Here is a 15111-nt window from a genome sequence, read left to right as displayed (position 1 = left end):
GCCAGCCCACGCATCGCCAGCCATGAGCACACCACACTTTCCCATCTACATGGACTACAGCGCCACCAATCCCTGCGACCCGCGGGTGGTGGACGCCATGATTCCCTGGTTGCGCGAGCATTTCGGCAACCCGGCGTCGCGCAGCCATGCCTGGGGTTGGGAAGCCGAAAAAGCGGTGGAAACCGCCCGTGAGCAGGTGGCCGCGCTGATCAACGCCGACCCACGCGAAATCGTCTGGACCAGCGGCGCCACCGAGTCCAACAACCTGGCTCTCAAGGGAGCCGCCCACTTCTACAAGACCAAGGGCAAACACCTGATCACGGTGAAGACCGAGCACAAGGCCGTGCTCGACACCATGCGCGAACTGGAGCGCCAGGGCTTCGAGGTGACCTACTTCGACGTGCAGGCAGACGGCCTGCTTGATCTGGAGGCCTTCAAGGCTGCGATCCGCCCGGACACCATCCTGGCCTCGGTCATGTTCGTGAACAACGAAATCGGCGTCATTCAGGACATTGCGTCCATCGGCGCAATCTGCCGCGAAAAGGGCGTGATCTTTCACGTGGACGCCGCCCAGGCCACGGGCCGGGTCGACATCGACCTGCAGACCCTGCCGGTCGATCTGATGAGTCTGACCAGCCACAAGACCTACGGCCCCAAGGGCATTGGTGCTCTGTATGTGCGCCGCAAGCCCCGCATCCGCATCGAGGCGCAAATGCACGGTGGCGGCCACGAGCGCGGCATGCGCTCGGGCACGCTGCCCACGCACCAGTGCGTGGGCATGGGCGAGGCCTACCGCATCGCCAAGGAAGAGATGCACGCCGAGAACGTGCGCATCCGCGCGTTGCACGACCGCATGGTCGCCGGCCTGAAGGACATCGAAGAGGTGTTCATCAACGGCCACGAGACGCAGCGCGTGCCGCACAACCTGAACATGAGCTTCAACTACGTCGAGGGCGAGTCGCTGATCATGGGCATCAAGGGCCTGGCGGTGTCGTCGGGCTCGGCCTGTACTTCGGCCAGTCTGGAGCCCAGTTATGTGCTGCGCGCCCTGGGCCGCAGCGATGAGCTGGCCCACAGCAGCCTGCGCATGACCATCGGCCGCTGGACCACCGAAGAGGAGATCGATTACGCGATCGGCACCATCAAGGAAAACGTGGCGAAGCTGCGCGAGTTGTCCCCCTTGTGGGAAATGTTCAAAGACGGCATTGATATCTCCACGATTCAATGGGCCGCACACTGAAGGAGAAAGACCATGGCTTATTCTGAAAAAGTGGTTGACCACTACGAAAACCCCCGCAACGTCGGCTCTTTTGACAAAGGCGACGAATCGGTTGGCACCGGCATGGTGGGCGCGCCCGCCTGTGGCGACGTGATGAAGCTGCAGATCAAGGTGAACCCGACCACGGGCGTGATCGAAGACGCACGCTTCAAGACCTATGGCTGTGGCTCTGCGATTGCCTCGTCGTCGTTGGTGACCGAATGGGTCAAGGGCAAGACGCTGGATCAGGCCGCCGCGCTGAAAAACAGCGAGATCGCCGAAGAACTGGCCTTGCCGCCCGTGAAGATCCACTGCTCCATCCTGGCCGAAGACGCCATCAAGGCCGCGGTGGACGACTACCGCAAGAAGCACCTGAACTGATTTCCAGCAACCGTTCCAGCACCATGGCCATCTCGATTTCCGAAGCCGCCGCACGGCACGTCACCCGCTACATCGCCAAGCGCGGCAAGGGCGTGGGCGTGCGCCTGGGGGTCAAAACCACAGGTTGCTCCGGTCTGGCCTACAAGCTGGAATACGCCGATGAAATCGCCCCCGAAGACGTGGTGTTCGAGGACAACGGTGTGAAAGTGCTGGTGGACCCGAAAAGCCTGGCCTACATCGATGGCACGCAGCTCGATTTCGTGCGCGAAGGCTTGAACGAAGGCTTCCGCTTCAACAACCCCAACGAACGCGACCGTTGTGGTTGCGGCGAGAGTTTCAGGATATAGGTTCTCCCCCCCCCCTGCGCCACCTTCGGCGCAACGCCCTCAAGGGGCGTCGGCGGCGGCCCGGCGAAGCCGGTTCCGCGCTGAGCTTGACCGGACTTTTCCCTCCCGGCCCCGTTGTTCCTATGATCCGGTGATGAACCTGCAATCCACCGACTTTGAAATCTTCGGCATCACGCCGGCTTTCGCCCTGGACCGCGACGCGCTCGATGCGCGCTGGAAAGACCTGCAGCGCGAGGCCCACCCAGACCGCTTTGCCGCATCGGACGCGCAGGCTCAGCGCTTGGCCATGCAATGGTCGGTGCGCATCAACGAGGCGTATCAACGCCTCAAAAATCCGCTGCGGCGCGCGGCCTATCTGTGTGAACTCAACGGCGTGCCAGTCGAAGCCGAGAACAACACCGCCATGCCCACGGCGTTCCTGATGCAGCAGATGCAATGGCGCGAAGAGCTTGAAGATGCCCACGGCAGCGAAGCGCTCGAGCGCATGGCCGACGAGGTGGCCGCCGCGCACCGGGAGAAACTGCAGGCCTTGCAGCACACGGCCGACGAATTGCGTGACTACGCCGCGCTGGCCCAGCAGGTCAGAGCCCTTATGTTTGTTGAGCGCTTTGCACGCGACGTCGAGAACCGGCTCGATCAGCTGGGACAATAGACCCTGCTCCAGGCCCGACCGATGTCGGGCGCTGATCCTTCTTCCCCATCACTCGTTTCCATGGCGCTCCTGCAGATATCCGAACCCGGCCAGTCCCTCGACCCGCATCAACGCCGGGTGGCGGTCGGCATTGACCTGGGCACCACGCACTCGCTGGTGGCCGCGGTGCGCCATGGCGTCTCCGAATGCCTGCCTGCGGTGGATGGCCGCGTGATCCTGCCCAGTGTGGTGCGTTACCTGGATCCGCAGCAGGGCGGGGCGGGTCGTCAGATCGGCTTCGAGGCCCTCGCAGCCCAGGTGCAGGACCCGGCCAACACCATCAGTTCGGTCAAGCGCCTGATGGGCCGCACCCGTGCCCAGGTGGCCGATGTGGACAAGCTGTCCTATTCTGTGGTCGAAGACAACGGCATGGCGGTGATCGAGACCGTGGCGGGTCGCAAGACGCCGATGGAAGTGAGCGCCGAGATCCTGGCCACCCTGCGTTTCCGGGCCGAAGACAGTTTTGACGACGAGCTTTTCGGCGCGGTCATCACTGTGCCGGCCTATTTCGATGACGCACAGCGCCAGGCCACCAAGGACGCGGCCCAGCTCGCGGGCATCAACGTGCTGCGCCTGATCAACGAGCCCACCGCGGCGGCGATCGCCTACGGCCTGGACAACGGCTCCGAAGGCATCTATGCCATCTACGATCTGGGCGGTGGCACCTTCGACATCTCCATCCTGCGCCTGACGCGCGGCGTGTTCGAGGTCATGGCCACCGGCGGTGACTCTGCGCTGGGCGGCGACGACTACGACCAGGCACTGGCCGCCTGGGTGCTCTCCCAGCAGGGTGTGACCGCAGAGGACCTGACCCCTTCCGAACGTGCCGCGCTGCACGCGCAAGCGCGTCGCTGCAAAGAATCGCTCTCCAGCCAGGATGTGGTGCGGTTCGACGCGCAGATCGGTGGGCGCACGCTGACGCAGTTCATCACCCCGGCCCAGTTTGAAGCCTGTACCACCGTGCTCACCGTGCGCACCATGACGGCGGTGCGCAAAGTGTTGCGCGACGCCCGCATCACCAAGGAAGACGTCAAGGGCGTGGTGATGGTGGGTGGCTCCACCCGCATGCCGGTGATCCGCCGCACGGTGGGGGAGTTCTTCGGCCAGGCGCCGCTGACCAACCTGAATCCGGACGAGGTGGTGGCGCTGGGCGCTGCCATCCAGGCCAATGCTCTGGCCGGCAACAGCCGCGATGGCGATCTGCTGCTGCTCGACGTGATCCCGCTTTCGCTCGGCATCGAAACCATGGGGGGACTGGTCGAGCGCATCGTGCCGCGCAACAGCCCCATTCCGACCGCGCTGGCGCAGGACTTCACCACCTACCAGGACGGCCAGACCGCGCTGGCGTTGCACGTGGTGCAGGGCGAGCGCGATCTGGTGGCCGACTGCCGCAGCCTGGCCCGGTTCACGCTGCGTGGCATTCCGCCCATGGCCGCGGGTGCCGCGCGCATCCGCGTGAGCTTCACGGTCGACGCCGACGGCCTGCTGTCGGTCAGCGCCAAGGAGCAGGGCAGCGGTGTGCAAGCCAGCATCGACGTCAAGCCCGCCTACGGCCTGTCGGACGAGCAGATCGCCGCCATGCTGAAAGACAGTTTTGCCACCGCCCAGCAGGACATGCAAGCGCGCGCGCTGGTCGAAGCCCGTGTGGACGCCGAGCGCATGATCGCCGCCACCCGCAGTGCACTCAGCGCCGACGCCTACCTGCTGGAACCCGCCGAACTCGCGGCCATCGAGGCCCTGATCACCGATCTGGCCCAGACCCTGGCGAGCACCGACGCCGCCACGGTGGAGGCCGCCACCCAGGCGCTGGCCAAGGGGACCGAAGCCTTCGCCGCACTGCGCATGAACCGGGGCATCCAGCAAGCCCTGGCTGGCAAAAAACTCGAAGAAGTCTGAAACCGCCCACACCTTTCGGGGCCCGTCCATCCAACCCCGATGCATCACACGCCATGCCCACGATCAAAATCCTGCCCCATCCCGAATACTGTCCGCAAGGGGCCTCCATCACGGCGCCTGCCGGCACCTCGATCTGTGAGGCGCTGCTGGACAACCACATCCCCATCGAGCATGCCTGCGACATGAGTTGCGCCTGCACCACCTGCCATGTGATCGTGCGCGAGGGCTTCAACAGCCTCAACGAACTCGACGAAAACGAGGAAGACCTGCTGGATCGCGCCTGGGGTCTGGAACCCAACTCACGCCTGTCGTGCCAGGCCATCCTGGCGCAGCAGGATGTGACGGTGGAAATTCCCAAGTACTCGATCAACCACGCCAAAGAGAATCATTGACCCGCTGCGTGGGTCAAGGGGCCGATCCGGCCTGGGTGCCGCGACCCGGCACCGCACCGCCGCTGATGTCACAGCACAGATTTGAGGGAAGAACATGCGCCAGATCGTCCTCGACACCGAAACCACCGGCCTGTCCGCCGACAGTGGCGACCGGATCATTGAAATCGGCTGCGTGGAGCTGCTCAACCGCAAGCTCACCGGCAACAACCTGCACTTCTACGTCAATCCCGAGCGCGACAGCCACGAAGACGCGCTCAAGGTGCACGGCATCAGCAACGAGTTTCTGCGCGACAAACCCAAGTTCGGGCAGATCGCCGACGAGTTGCTGGACTACCTGCGCGACGCCGAGCTGATCATCCACAACGCGCCCTTCGACATCAGCTTCCTCAACAAGGAGCTGGACCGCCTGGGGCGGCCGCCGCTCAAGACGGTGATCGGTTCGGTCATCGACAGCCTGGTGATGGCCAAGGAAATGTTCCCGGGCAAGCGCAATGGCCTGGACGCGTTGTGCGATCGGCTGGGCGTGGACAACTCGGGGCGCACGCTGCACGGCGCCTTGCTCGACGCCGAGCTGCTGGCCGATGTGTACATCAACATGACGCGCGGCCAGGACGCGTTGATCATGGACCTGGAAACCCCCAGCGGAGAGGGTGGCGAGGTGGTGCTGGTGGATCTGAGCGGTATCGAGCTGCCGGTGCTGCGCGCCAACGACCAGGAAGCGCTGGCCCACGAGACCGTGCTTGCCGAGATCGACAAGGCTTGCAAAGGCCAGGCGGTGTGGCGTCAGCTGCAGTTGGCCTGAGTACACAAAATTCCGATCGCTTGCGAAAAGAGTGAGAAAAAGCAGGCTATAATTTGAGGCTTCCGAGTGATCGGTCAGATCAATCGGGCGGTTAGCTCAGTGGTAGAGCACTGCCTTCACACGGCAGGGGTCGCAGGTTCGAACCCTGCACCGCCCACCAGACAAGGCCCCAAGCGTTTCGCTTGGGGCTTTTTCATTGGCCCAGCGCTCTCGGGCCGCGTCTTTGGCAGGAGATGACTGCATGGAATCCGTGGATGTGGTGGTGATCGGTGCGGGCGTGGTCGGACTGGCCGTGGCCCGTTCGCTGGCGCTGGCGGGGCGCGAGGTGATGGTGCTGGAACGCGAGGCGGCCATCGGCACGGGCACCAGCTCGCGCAACAGCGAAGTCATCCACGCCGGCATCTACTACCCGCAGGGCTCCCTCAAGGCCCGTTTGTGTGTGCGGGGCCGGGCACTGCTGTATACCTACTGCGCCGAACGCGGGATCGCACACCGGCGTTGCGGCAAACTGATCGTGGCCAACACCGCCTCGCAGGTGCAAGGGCTGCCCGGCATTCTGGCCCGGGCCGTGGCCAATGGCGTGACCGATCTGAAGCCACTCACGCGGACCGAAGCCCGGGCACTCGAACCTCAACTGGAGTGTCTGGCCGCGCTGCATTCGCCGTCGACCGGCATCGTGGACAGCCATGGCCTGATGTTGAGTCTGCAGGGCGATCTGGAACATGCGGCGGGTCTGGTGGCTTGCCACAGCGGGGTGGAGCGCCTGCGAGCGACGGGGGCCGGGGTCGAGGTCCTGATGCAGGATGGCACCACCCTGCTGGCGCGCGCTGTGGTCAATGCCGCCGGTTTGCAGGCCTGCGAGCTCGCACGGAACACCCAAGGCCTGGACCCCGCCCACGCGCCCCGGGCGTGGTACGCCAAGGGCAGCTATTTCACCCTGAGCGGGCGTTCACCGTTCGGGCAACTCATCTACCCCGCGCCCGATCCTGCGGCACATCTGGCCGGGCTGGGCGTGCACCTGACCATCGATCTTGGCGGACAAGCCAAGTTCGGGCCGGATGTGCAATGGACCGACGATCCCGATGACCTGAACGTGAACCCGGCCAGCGCCGATGGCTTCTACGCCGCCGTGCGCCAGTACTGGCCGGGCCTGCCCGATGCGGCCTTGGTTCCCGGTTATGCGGGCATGCGCCCCAAGATCAGCGGGCCTCATGAGGCGGCGGCCGACTTCCGCATCGATGGCCCGGCCGTGCACGGCGTACCGGGGCTGGTCAATCTGCTGGGCATCGAATCCCCGGGCCTGACCAGTTGCCTGGCCATCGGCGAGCACGTCGCGGCGCTGCTGTGAGCGCAACGGTTGCTCAGCTGGCCGCTTGTGCAGCAGCGGCCTTGATCGCCTCGGCCGCTTCCCGGACGAGTGCCGGGCCCTTGTAGATCAACCCGGTGTAGATCTGGACCACGTTGGCGCCCGACTGGATCTTGCTCACCGCGTCTTTACCGCTGAGGATGCCGCCCACGCCGATGATGGGAAAGTCCTTGCCCAGGCAGGCCCGCAGACGTCGGATGACCCGGTTGCTGGCGGCAAGCACCGGCGCTCCCGACAGGCCACCGGCCTCGCTGGCGTGTTCCATGCCGGCCACGGCTTCGCGGCTCAGGGTGGTGTTGGTGGCGATCACGCCAAAAGCGTTGTTGGCCCGTCCCTGGCTGTCGGTGCCGTAGCGCATGAGCGTGGTCGCGATGACCTCGATCTGGGTGTCGTCCAGATCGGGTGCGATCTTCACGAAGATGGGGATGCGCCGGCCCGTCTGTTGCGCGAGTTGTTCACGCCGCTCGGCCACCGCCCCCAACAGGGCGTCCAGCGCGGTGTCGCTTTGCAGGCTGCGCAGGTTCTGCGTGTTGGGGCTGGAAATGTTGACGGTGACGTAGTCGGCGTGCGGGTACACGCCTTCCAGGCAGGTCAGGTAGTCGTCGGTGGCGCGCTCGATCGGCGTGCTGGCGTTCTTGCCGATGTTCAGGCCCAGCAACATGGGGCTGGCGCCGGCCTTGCGACGGAACTGGGCACGTTGCACGTTGGCAATGAACGCATCCAGCCCCTCGTTGTTGAAGCCCAACCGGTTGATCAGGGCGTTGGCCTGGGGCAGGCGGAACATGCGCGGCTTGGGGTTGCCGGGCTGTGCCCTGGGCGTCACGGTGCCCACTTCCACGAAACCGAATCCCATGGCGGCCAGACCATCAATGCAACTGGCGTTCTTGTCCAGTCCGGCGGCCAGGCCAACCCGGTTCGGAAACTGTAGGCCGGCGAGCGTGACGGAGTCGTTCACCCGGGGTTCGCTGTAGAGACAGGTCAGTGGTGAGCGCTGCAGTTTTGCGATGCTGTGTAGGGTCAGTTCGTGCGCGGCTTCGGGGTCGAGGCCAAACAGGAAGGGGCGGGCGAGCGCGTAGGGCAAGAGGGACATTGGATAATCTGCGGATTCTTTGTAACCAGTGATTGTCGCAAATGACCCAAGACGAACTCAAAGCCCTGGTGGGGCAGGCCGCCCTGCAGTATGTGACCCCCGGCGAAATCGTGGGCGTGGGCACAGGATCGACCGTCAACAAGTTCATCGATGCGCTGGCCTCGATGAAAGGCCAGATTCCGGGTGCCGTGTCGAGCTCGGAAGCCTCCACCGCGCGTCTGAAGGCGCTGGGCATTCCCGTGTTTGAGGCCAACGACGTGGCTGAGCTGTCGGTCTACATCGACGGCGCCGACGAAATCGACGCGCAGGGGCACATGGTCAAGGGCGGGGGCGCGGCGCTCACGCGTGAAAAGATCGTGGCGGCCCAATCGCGCCGCTTCGTCTGCATCGCCGACGAATCCAAGCTGGTCACGACGCTGGGCGCCTTCCCGTTGCCGGTCGAGATCATCCCCATGGCCACGGCCCGACTGGTGAGGCAGTTTGCGGCACTGGGTGGCCAGGCCCGGGTCCGGCAGAAGGATGGCGCACCGCTGGTGACGGACAACGGGCAACACATCCTGGACGTGACCGGTCTGCGGATCGCCGATCCGCTGGCTTTTGAAAGCGTGGTCAGTCAGTGGCCGGGAGTGGTGACGGTGGGGGTATTCGCCCACCAGAAAGCCAGCGTGTGCTTGTTGGGCACATCGGATGGCGTCAAAACCCTGACGTTCTAATCGTCGGGCGCGGTGGAAGCCCGGAGCTGGGTACTCTGGGCCCGGGCATCAGAACCGGATGCCCGCTGGCGGCGTGACGGAGGGTTCCGCCGGGGCCGCTGGCTCGCGGCTGGCATTCTCGGGTGAGGCCGGTCGCGGGGCTGGAGCGGGCTTCACCGCAACCAGCGGGCTGGCGGCCGGGCGGCGGTAGGTCGTCGGCAAGGCCGATTGTTTGGGGTAACCGGCCGCGTCCAGGTATTGGGTCCATTCCGCATCGGAATAGCCCTTGATCTGCTGGCCTCCGATGGTGATGAAGGGCAGCGAGGTGTCTCCGCTCAGGCGTTTGAGCGCTTCCACGTCCTCCTTGCTGTCCACGGTTTTTTCGCTGTACGGAATGCCGCGGGCATTGAGCAGATTGCGCCCGCTGTTGCAGGGCGCGCAGTCTTTGCCGGTGTAGACCGTGACCGGGTAGCGGCTTGCCACCTGGCGCAGCTCAAACGGCAACGGGGCGTTCGCGCTGGCGGCAGAACCGCCGCTGCTCACCGGTTTGACCTCGGCGTTCGCGGGTGGCGGCTGGTCCGAATAGCTCACACGACCGTCCGGCCCCACGATGCGGTAGACACCCTGGGCCAGCGCGGAGGAGGCTGCCAGTGCGCACAGCAGGCCAAGCAAGAGGGGGATGGGGGACCGACTGGCGGCGCGGGGGAAGGTGGCGGTCATGACAACTCCTATCGACAAATACAGGAACAAAACTCAGGCCATGCCCTGGTGGCGCAGCAGGGCGTCGATGCTGGGTTCCCGGCCCCGGAAGGCCTTGAACGACTCCATGGCCGGGCGGCTGCCGCCGGCTTCGAGGATGGCCTGACGGTAGCGCCGCCCGGTGTCCACATCCAGCGTGCTGTGGCCAGTGCGCTGCGCGGCTTCTTCGAAGGCGGCATACGCGTCGGCCGAGAGCACTTCGGCCCATTTGTAGCTGTAGTAGCCGGCCGAATAACCGCCAGCGAAGATGTGGCTGAAGGTGTGTGGCGTGCGGCTGTAGGCCGGTGGCTGAAGCACGGCCACTTCGTCGCGCACCCGTTGCTGCAGGGCCAGGATGGACTCGCCGCTGGTGACGGGTTCGGATTGGCTGTGCAGCAACATGTCAAACAGCGAGAACTCCACCTGGCGCAGCGTCTGCAGGCCACTCTGGTAGTTCTTCGCCGCCAGCATTTTGTCGAACAGCGCGCGCGGCAGCGGCTCGCCGGTGTCCACGTGGGCCGTCATGTGCTTGAGCACCTCCCATTCCCAGCAGAAGTTCTCCATGAACTGGCTGGGCAGTTCCACCGCGTCCCACTCCACACCGCTGATGCCCGAGACATCGCGCTCGTTCACCTGGGTGAGCATATGGTGCAGGCCGTGACCAAACTCGTGGAACAGGGTGATCACATCGTCGTGTGTGAGCAGTGGGGGCTTTTTCACGCCGTCCACTTCCACCCCCTCGGCGAAGTTGCACACGAGGTGCGCCACCGGTGTCTGCAGGCTGCCGCTGTCCGGGCGCAGCCAGCGGGCGCGCACATCGTCCATCCAGGCGCCACCCCGTTTGCCGGTGCGCGCCGCAGGGTCGAGGTAGAACTGGCCCACCAGTTGCGTACCCTCGGGCGTGCGGCGTTCGATGCGGTAGAACTCAACGTTCGGGTGCCACACCGGCGCGGTGTCGCGGCGAATCGCCACCTCAAACAAGGTCTCGACAATCTGGAACAGGCCGGCGAGCACCTTGGGCGCGGTGAAGTAGGGCTTGACCTCCTGCTCGCTGAACGCATAGCGCGCCTCTTTGAGCTTCTCGCCGATGTAGGGCCAGTCCCAGGCCTGTGGCTCGCTCAGACCCAGCTCGGTCGCGGCAAAGGCGCGCATGTCGGCCAGATCCTTTTCCGCATAGGGCCGCGCCTTGCTGGCGAGGTCGTGCAGGAAGGAGATCACCTGTTCGGGGGATTCGGCCATCTTGGGCACCAGCGAAACGTCGGCGTAGTGGCGGTGGCCCAGCAACCGCGCTTCCTCGTGGCGCAACGCCAGCAGCTCGCCCATGATGGCGGCGTTGTCGAACTTCGCGGCGTCGCTGTCGGCCTGGTCGCTGGCGCGGGTGACATACGCCCGGTAGAGCTTTTCGCGCAAGGCACTGCTGTGGGCGAACTGCATCACAGGCAGGTAGCAGGGCATCTTCAGCGTGAGCTTGTGGCCAGGCTTGTTGTCGGCCTGGGCGGCCGCGGCCGTGGCTTGCTGCACGTCTTCGGGGACCCCGGTCAGTTCTTCGGTGGGTACAAAAAGGGCAAACGCGTCCGTGGCATCGAGTGCGTTTTCGCTGAATTTCTGGCCCAGTTCGGCCTGGCGTTCCTGCAGCCAGGCAAACCGGGTTTTGGCTTCGCCTTGCAGCTCCGCGCCACCCAGCACAAAACTCCGCATGGCATTTTTGTGGGCCTGGGTCTGCTCGGGCGTCAGGCTGGCCGGGTCCATCGCCTTGTATTTCGCGTACAGCCGCTCGTCGGCCCCCAGGCGGGTCCAGAACTCGGTGACCTTGGGCAGGGCCTCGTTGTAGGCAGCGCGCAGCTCGGGGGTGTCGGCCACGCTGTTGAGGTGACTCACCGCCCCCCAGGCCCGCGACAACCGCTCGGTGGGCACATCCAGAGCCAATGAAATCTGTGTCCAGTGGGCGGGGAAGTCGCTCGCGGTAACCCGCTCCAGTGCGGCACTGGCGTCCTGCAGCAGGCTGTCAATGGCGGGCGACACCAGCGCAGGCTGGATCGCGTCAAAGACTGGCAGATCGGTGAAGTCCAGCAACGGGTTGTGTGCGATGGTGTCGGTGCGGTCGTTCATGCGTTCTCAGATGCGGCGCGGTTCGCCAAGTTCAAGCTGGGAAGATCCAGCGGGCACACCGGGTGCCCGTGCCTCGGGGGGGGGGTCAACGGGCGCTTTTCTTGATGCTCTTCTTCATGACCTTGGCGCGCTTGACCTGACCACCGGTGGTCAGCCGCTGGTTGCCCAGCACGCGCACGACCTTGACCTCGGGGCGCTGACCGCCCCGTTTGCTGAATTTGAGCACTTTCACGTCGCGTGGTCCGGGCAGGCGGTCTTCATCGGCGGCCTTGACCTTCTCTGGTACCGGGCGCCAAAGCACCAGCAGCTTGCCAATGTGTTGAATCGGTGCGGCATCCAGTTCGTCGGCCAGGGTCTGCAGCATGGCCTCGCGTGCGGCGCGGTCATCGCTGAAGACGCGGACCTTGATCAGGCCATGGGCCTTGAGCGCGGCGTCAATCTCTTTTTTAACCGAGGCGCTCAGGCCATCGCCGCCGACGAGGACGACGGGATCAAGGTGGTGGGCGTCAGCGCGGTGGACTTTGCGCTGGGCGGGTGTGAGTGTGATCTGGGGCATGGGACAATTATCGTTTACACAGACGGCGGGCGTCCCTCATGGGCATGAAAGTCAAAACCAAGAGCAAGAAGGTCAACAAGGCGTGGTTGAACGACCACGTCAACGACCCTTATGTGAAGCTCGCGACCCGCGAGGGGTATCGCGCGCGCGCCGCCTACAAACTCAAGGAAATCGACGAAACGCTGGGGCTGATCCGCCCGGGCGACTGCGTGGTGGACCTGGGCTCGTCGCCGGGTGCCTGGAGCCAGTACACGCGCCGCCGCCTGAGTCCTCAGGGCGCGGCCGTCGGGGCGTTGCAGGGCACCATCATCGCGCTGGACCTGTTGCCCATGGAGCCGGTCGAGGGTGTCCACTTCATCCAGGGCGATTTTCGCGAACCGGCGGTGCTGGCCGAGCTGGAGCAGGCGCTGGTCGACCGCGGCATCCAGACCGTGGATGTGGTGGTGTCCGATATGGCGCCCAATCTCTCAGGCATTGGCTCCGCCGACGCAGCCCGCATCATCGACCTGGTGGAGCTGGCGGTGGAATTTGCGGTCAACCACCTCAAACCCGATGGTGCGCTGGTGGTCAAGCTCTTTCATGGCGGGGCGTACGACCCGATGGTGGCGCTGTTTCGCCAGACGTTCCGGGTGGTCAAGCCGTTCAAGCCCAAAGCCTCACGGGACAAGTCTTCTGAAACCTTTCTGGTGGGCATGGGTCTGAAAGACAGATCCCGCGCGTGAGTCACACGTCGGGTTACAAAATTTTGCCTACCCCCTTGATTGACATTGCCAAGTCATTAATCAAGGCGGGGGTGCTTGAAAGTCCTAAAATGGGCTCAACATGTCCAATTCAGTCATTGTTCTAGCCAGGAGCTGCATTTGAACAACCAGTGGTTCTCGAAAATCGCCGTGTGGATGGTCATCGCCATGGTGCTTTTCACCGTCTTCAAGCAGTTCGACGGCCGTGCCTCTGCTGGCGCAGGCTACATGGGGTACTCTGAATTCCTCGACGAGGTCAAGGCGCAACGCATCAAGAGCGCCACCATTCAGGAGGGCCAGGGTGGCACGGAGATCGTGGCCGTGACCCAGGACGACCGTCGCATTCGCACCACGGCCACCTACCTCGACCGTGGCCTGGTGGGCGACCTGATCAACAACAACGTCAAGTTCGATGTGCGTCCGCGCGAGGAAAGCTCCTTGCTCATGACGCTGCTGGTCAGCTGGGGCCCGATGCTGCTGCTCATTGGTGTATGGATATATTTCATGCGACAGATGCAAGGCGGTGGCAAGGGTGGTGCGTTCAGTTTTGGCAAGAGTAAGGCGCGCATGCTGGACGAGAACAACAACACCGTGACTTTTGCCGATGTTGCCGGCTGTGACGAGGCCAAGGAAGAGGTCAAGGAAGTTGTGGACTTCCTGAAGGATCCGGCCAAATTCCAGAAGCTGGGCGGTCGCATTCCGCGTGGCTTGTTGCTGGTCGGCCCTCCGGGAACTGGCAAAACGTTGCTGGCCAAGGGCATTGCTGGTGAAGCCAAGGTGCCGTTTTTCAGCATTTCGGGCTCCGACTTCGTGGAGATGTTTGTCGGCGTGGGCGCGGCCCGCGTGCGCGACATGTTCGAAAACGCCAAGAAAAATGCCCCTTGCATCATCTTCATCGATGAAATCGACGCAGTGGGTCGTCAGCGCGGCGCGGGTCTGGGTGGTGGCAACGACGAGCGCGAACAGACCTTGAACCAGATGCTGGTGGAGATGGACGGCTTTGAGACCAATCTGGGGGTGATCGTGGTCGCGGCCACGAACCGACCTGATATTCTGGACGCCGCGCTGCTGCGTCCAGGCCGTTTCGACCGTCAGGTCTATGTGACGCTGCCCGACATCCGTGGCCGCGAGCAGATCCTGAATGTGCACATGCGAAAAGTGCCTTTGGGCACGGACGTGAATCCGAGCGTGATCGCCCGTGGCACGCCAGGCATGAGTGGTGCCGATCTGGCCAACCTGTGCAATGAGGCCGCCCTGATGGCCGCGCGTCGCAATGCGCGCGTGGTCGAAATGCAGGACTTCGAGAAGGCCAAGGACAAGATCTTCATGGGCCCAGAGCGCAAGAGCATGGTGATGCCCGAAGAAGAGCGTCGCAACACCGCCTATCACGAGTCGGGCCACGCGCTGATCGGCAAATTGCTGCCCAAGTGCGATCCGGTGCACAAGGTCACCATCATTCCCCGTGGTCGTGCGTTGGGCGTGACCATGAGCCTGCCGGCGCAGGACCGTTACAGCTACGACAAGGACTACATGCTGAACCAGATCAGCATGCTGTTCGGTGGTCGCATCGCTGAAGAAGTCTTCATGCACCAGATGACCACCGGGGCATCCAACGACTTCGAACGTGCGACAACCATTGCCCGCGACATGGTGATGCGTTATGGCATGACGGATGCCCTGGGTCCCATGGTGTATGCCGAAAACGAAGGTGAGGTTTTCCTCGGTCGTTCGGTCACCAAGACCACCAACATGAGCGAGTCCACCATGCAAAAGGTCGACTCTGAGGTGCGTCGCATCATTGACCAGCAGTACAAGCTGGCGCGCGAGCTGATCGAAGAGCACAGCGACAAGATGCATGCCATGGCCAACGCATTGCTGGAATGGGAAACGATCGATGCCGACCAGATCGATGACATCATGGCCGGCAAGCCACCCCGTCCGCCCAAGGACTGGACGCCGCGCAATCCCTCGGTGGGGGGCGGCGGCAGTGGGGGGACGCCCGCTGTCAGCACCGATCCTGCGCCAACCGCAGCTTGAATCTTCTGCAGGTGGG

General features: G+C 64.1%; 15 protein-coding genes and 1 tRNA gene. 12 read left to right on the top strand and 4 right to left on the bottom strand.

Annotated elements, in window-relative coordinates; genetic code table 11:
* Positions 1–22: 22 nt before the first annotated feature.
* The 9 genes from KIH07_RS18475 to KIH07_RS18435 all read left to right on the top strand — a co-directional run bounded on the left by KIH07_RS18475 (position 23) and on the right by KIH07_RS18435 (position 7115).
* Complete coding sequence (locus tag KIH07_RS18475; protein WP_226493361.1) at positions 23–1240, top strand: IscS subfamily cysteine desulfurase; 1218 nt, start codon at positions 23–25, stop codon at positions 1238–1240.
* Positions 1241–1252: 12 nt separating this feature from the next.
* The gene (gene iscU, locus KIH07_RS18470) at positions 1253–1639 is read left to right on the top strand and encodes a Fe-S cluster assembly scaffold IscU (protein ID WP_077331347.1); all 387 of its coding nucleotides are present in this window, start codon (positions 1253–1255) and stop codon (positions 1637–1639) included.
* Positions 1640–1662: 23 nt separating this feature from the next.
* Positions 1663–1986 carry an iron-sulfur cluster assembly protein IscA gene (gene iscA, locus KIH07_RS18465; RefSeq protein ID WP_177133880.1) on the top strand — a complete coding sequence of 108 codons (324 nt, stop codon included), beginning with the start codon at positions 1663–1665 and terminating at the stop codon, positions 1984–1986.
* 133 nt (positions 1987–2119) lie between these two features.
* The gene (gene hscB, locus KIH07_RS18460; protein WP_226493360.1) at positions 2120–2638 is read left to right on the top strand and encodes a Fe-S protein assembly co-chaperone HscB; all 519 of its coding nucleotides are present in this window, start codon (positions 2120–2122) and stop codon (positions 2636–2638) included.
* Between the two features lie 60 nt (positions 2639–2698).
* The gene (hscA, locus tag KIH07_RS18455) at positions 2699–4573 is read left to right on the top strand and encodes a Fe-S protein assembly chaperone HscA (protein WP_226493359.1); all 1875 of its coding nucleotides are present in this window, start codon (positions 2699–2701) and stop codon (positions 4571–4573) included.
* 53 nt (positions 4574–4626) lie between these two features.
* A complete protein-coding gene (gene fdx, locus KIH07_RS18450) occupies positions 4627–4965 on the top strand; it encodes an ISC system 2Fe-2S type ferredoxin (RefSeq protein ID WP_226493358.1) in 339 nt (112 codons plus the stop codon).
* A gap of 94 nt (positions 4966–5059) precedes the next feature.
* Positions 5060–5767, top strand: coding sequence for a DNA polymerase III subunit epsilon (gene dnaQ / locus KIH07_RS18445; RefSeq protein WP_226493357.1), 708 nt, complete (start codon positions 5060–5062; stop codon positions 5765–5767).
* An 85-nt stretch (positions 5768–5852) separates the two neighbouring features.
* Positions 5853–5927: transfer RNA gene (locus KIH07_RS18440), tRNA-Val, on the top strand.
* 81 nt (positions 5928–6008) lie between these two features.
* Complete coding sequence (locus tag KIH07_RS18435; RefSeq protein ID WP_226493356.1) at positions 6009–7115, top strand: NAD(P)/FAD-dependent oxidoreductase; 1107 nt, start codon at positions 6009–6011, stop codon at positions 7113–7115.
* 13 nt (positions 7116–7128) lie between these two features.
* Here KIH07_RS18435 and KIH07_RS18430 read toward each other — a convergent pair whose 3' ends face one another.
* Positions 7129–8223, bottom strand: coding sequence for a quinone-dependent dihydroorotate dehydrogenase (locus tag KIH07_RS18430; RefSeq protein ID WP_226493355.1), 1095 nt, complete (start codon positions 8221–8223; stop codon positions 7129–7131).
* 41 nt (positions 8224–8264) lie between these two features.
* Between KIH07_RS18430 and rpiA the strand changes: the two genes are divergently transcribed.
* Positions 8265–8936 carry a ribose-5-phosphate isomerase RpiA gene (gene rpiA, locus KIH07_RS18425; protein ID WP_226493354.1) on the top strand — a complete coding sequence of 224 codons (672 nt, stop codon included), beginning with the start codon at positions 8265–8267 and terminating at the stop codon, positions 8934–8936.
* A 48-nt stretch (positions 8937–8984) separates the two neighbouring features.
* On the opposite strand, the gene KIH07_RS18420 is transcribed toward rpiA, so the two are convergent.
* From KIH07_RS18420 to KIH07_RS18410, 3 genes are all read right to left on the bottom strand, one after another.
* On the bottom strand, positions 8985–9635 hold the full coding sequence (locus KIH07_RS18420) for a glutaredoxin family protein (protein WP_226493353.1): 651 nt from the start codon (positions 9633–9635) through the stop codon (positions 8985–8987).
* Between the two features lie 33 nt (positions 9636–9668).
* Positions 9669–11762 (bottom strand): M3 family metallopeptidase, encoded by a 2094-nt coding sequence (locus tag KIH07_RS18415; protein ID WP_226493352.1) that lies wholly within the window; start codon positions 11760–11762, stop codon positions 9669–9671.
* An 85-nt stretch (positions 11763–11847) separates the two neighbouring features.
* Positions 11848–12318: a YhbY family RNA-binding protein gene (locus tag KIH07_RS18410; protein ID WP_226493351.1), complete on the bottom strand. Its 471-nt coding sequence runs from the start codon at positions 12316–12318 to the stop codon at positions 11848–11850.
* A gap of 44 nt (positions 12319–12362) precedes the next feature.
* Here KIH07_RS18410 and KIH07_RS18405 point away from each other — a divergent pair, with 44 nt between their 5' ends.
* Positions 12363–13040 (top strand): RlmE family RNA methyltransferase, encoded by a 678-nt coding sequence (locus tag KIH07_RS18405; protein ID WP_226493350.1) that lies wholly within the window; start codon positions 12363–12365, stop codon positions 13038–13040.
* A gap of 138 nt (positions 13041–13178) precedes the next feature.
* A complete protein-coding gene (ftsH, locus tag KIH07_RS18400; protein WP_226493349.1) occupies positions 13179–15095 on the top strand; it encodes an ATP-dependent zinc metalloprotease FtsH in 1917 nt (638 codons plus the stop codon).
* Positions 15096–15111: the final 16 nt, after the last annotated feature.

It is taken from the genome of Hydrogenophaga taeniospiralis (assembly GCF_020510445.1).
Classification (GTDB): domain Bacteria; phylum Pseudomonadota; class Gammaproteobacteria; order Burkholderiales; family Burkholderiaceae_C; genus Hydrogenophaga.
This window is presented reverse-complemented; position numbering and strand designations above follow the sequence as displayed.

What these genes read in the sequence shown, in the direction of transcription:
- KIH07_RS18475 (WP_226493361.1), top strand. Translation starts at nt 23, where the DNA reads ATGAGCACACCACACTTTCCCATCTACATGGACTACAGCGCCACCAAT.
- iscU (WP_077331347.1), top strand. Translation starts at nt 1,253, where the DNA reads ATGGCTTATTCTGAAAAAGTGGTTGACCACTACGAAAACCCCCGCAAC.
- iscA (WP_177133880.1), top strand. Translation starts at nt 1,663, where the DNA reads ATGGCCATCTCGATTTCCGAAGCCGCCGCACGGCACGTCACCCGCTAC.
- hscB (WP_226493360.1), top strand. Translation starts at nt 2,120, where the DNA reads ATGAACCTGCAATCCACCGACTTTGAAATCTTCGGCATCACGCCGGCT.
- hscA (WP_226493359.1), top strand. Translation starts at nt 2,699, where the DNA reads ATGGCGCTCCTGCAGATATCCGAACCCGGCCAGTCCCTCGACCCGCAT.
- fdx (WP_226493358.1), top strand. Translation starts at nt 4,627, where the DNA reads ATGCCCACGATCAAAATCCTGCCCCATCCCGAATACTGTCCGCAAGGG.
- dnaQ (WP_226493357.1), top strand. Translation starts at nt 5,060, where the DNA reads ATGCGCCAGATCGTCCTCGACACCGAAACCACCGGCCTGTCCGCCGAC.
- KIH07_RS18435 (WP_226493356.1), top strand. Translation starts at nt 6,009, where the DNA reads ATGGAATCCGTGGATGTGGTGGTGATCGGTGCGGGCGTGGTCGGACTG.
- KIH07_RS18430 (WP_226493355.1), bottom strand. Translation starts at nt 8,223, where the DNA reads ATGTCCCTCTTGCCCTACGCGCTCGCCCGCCCCTTCCTGTTTGGCCTC.
- rpiA (WP_226493354.1), top strand. Translation starts at nt 8,265, where the DNA reads ATGACCCAAGACGAACTCAAAGCCCTGGTGGGGCAGGCCGCCCTGCAG.
- KIH07_RS18420 (WP_226493353.1), bottom strand. Translation starts at nt 9,635, where the DNA reads ATGACCGCCACCTTCCCCCGCGCCGCCAGTCGGTCCCCCATCCCCCTC.
- KIH07_RS18415 (WP_226493352.1), bottom strand. Translation starts at nt 11,762, where the DNA reads ATGAACGACCGCACCGACACCATCGCACACAACCCGTTGCTGGACTTC.
- KIH07_RS18410 (WP_226493351.1), bottom strand. Translation starts at nt 12,318, where the DNA reads ATGCCCCAGATCACACTCACACCCGCCCAGCGCAAAGTCCACCGCGCT.
- KIH07_RS18405 (WP_226493350.1), top strand. Translation starts at nt 12,363, where the DNA reads ATGAAAGTCAAAACCAAGAGCAAGAAGGTCAACAAGGCGTGGTTGAAC.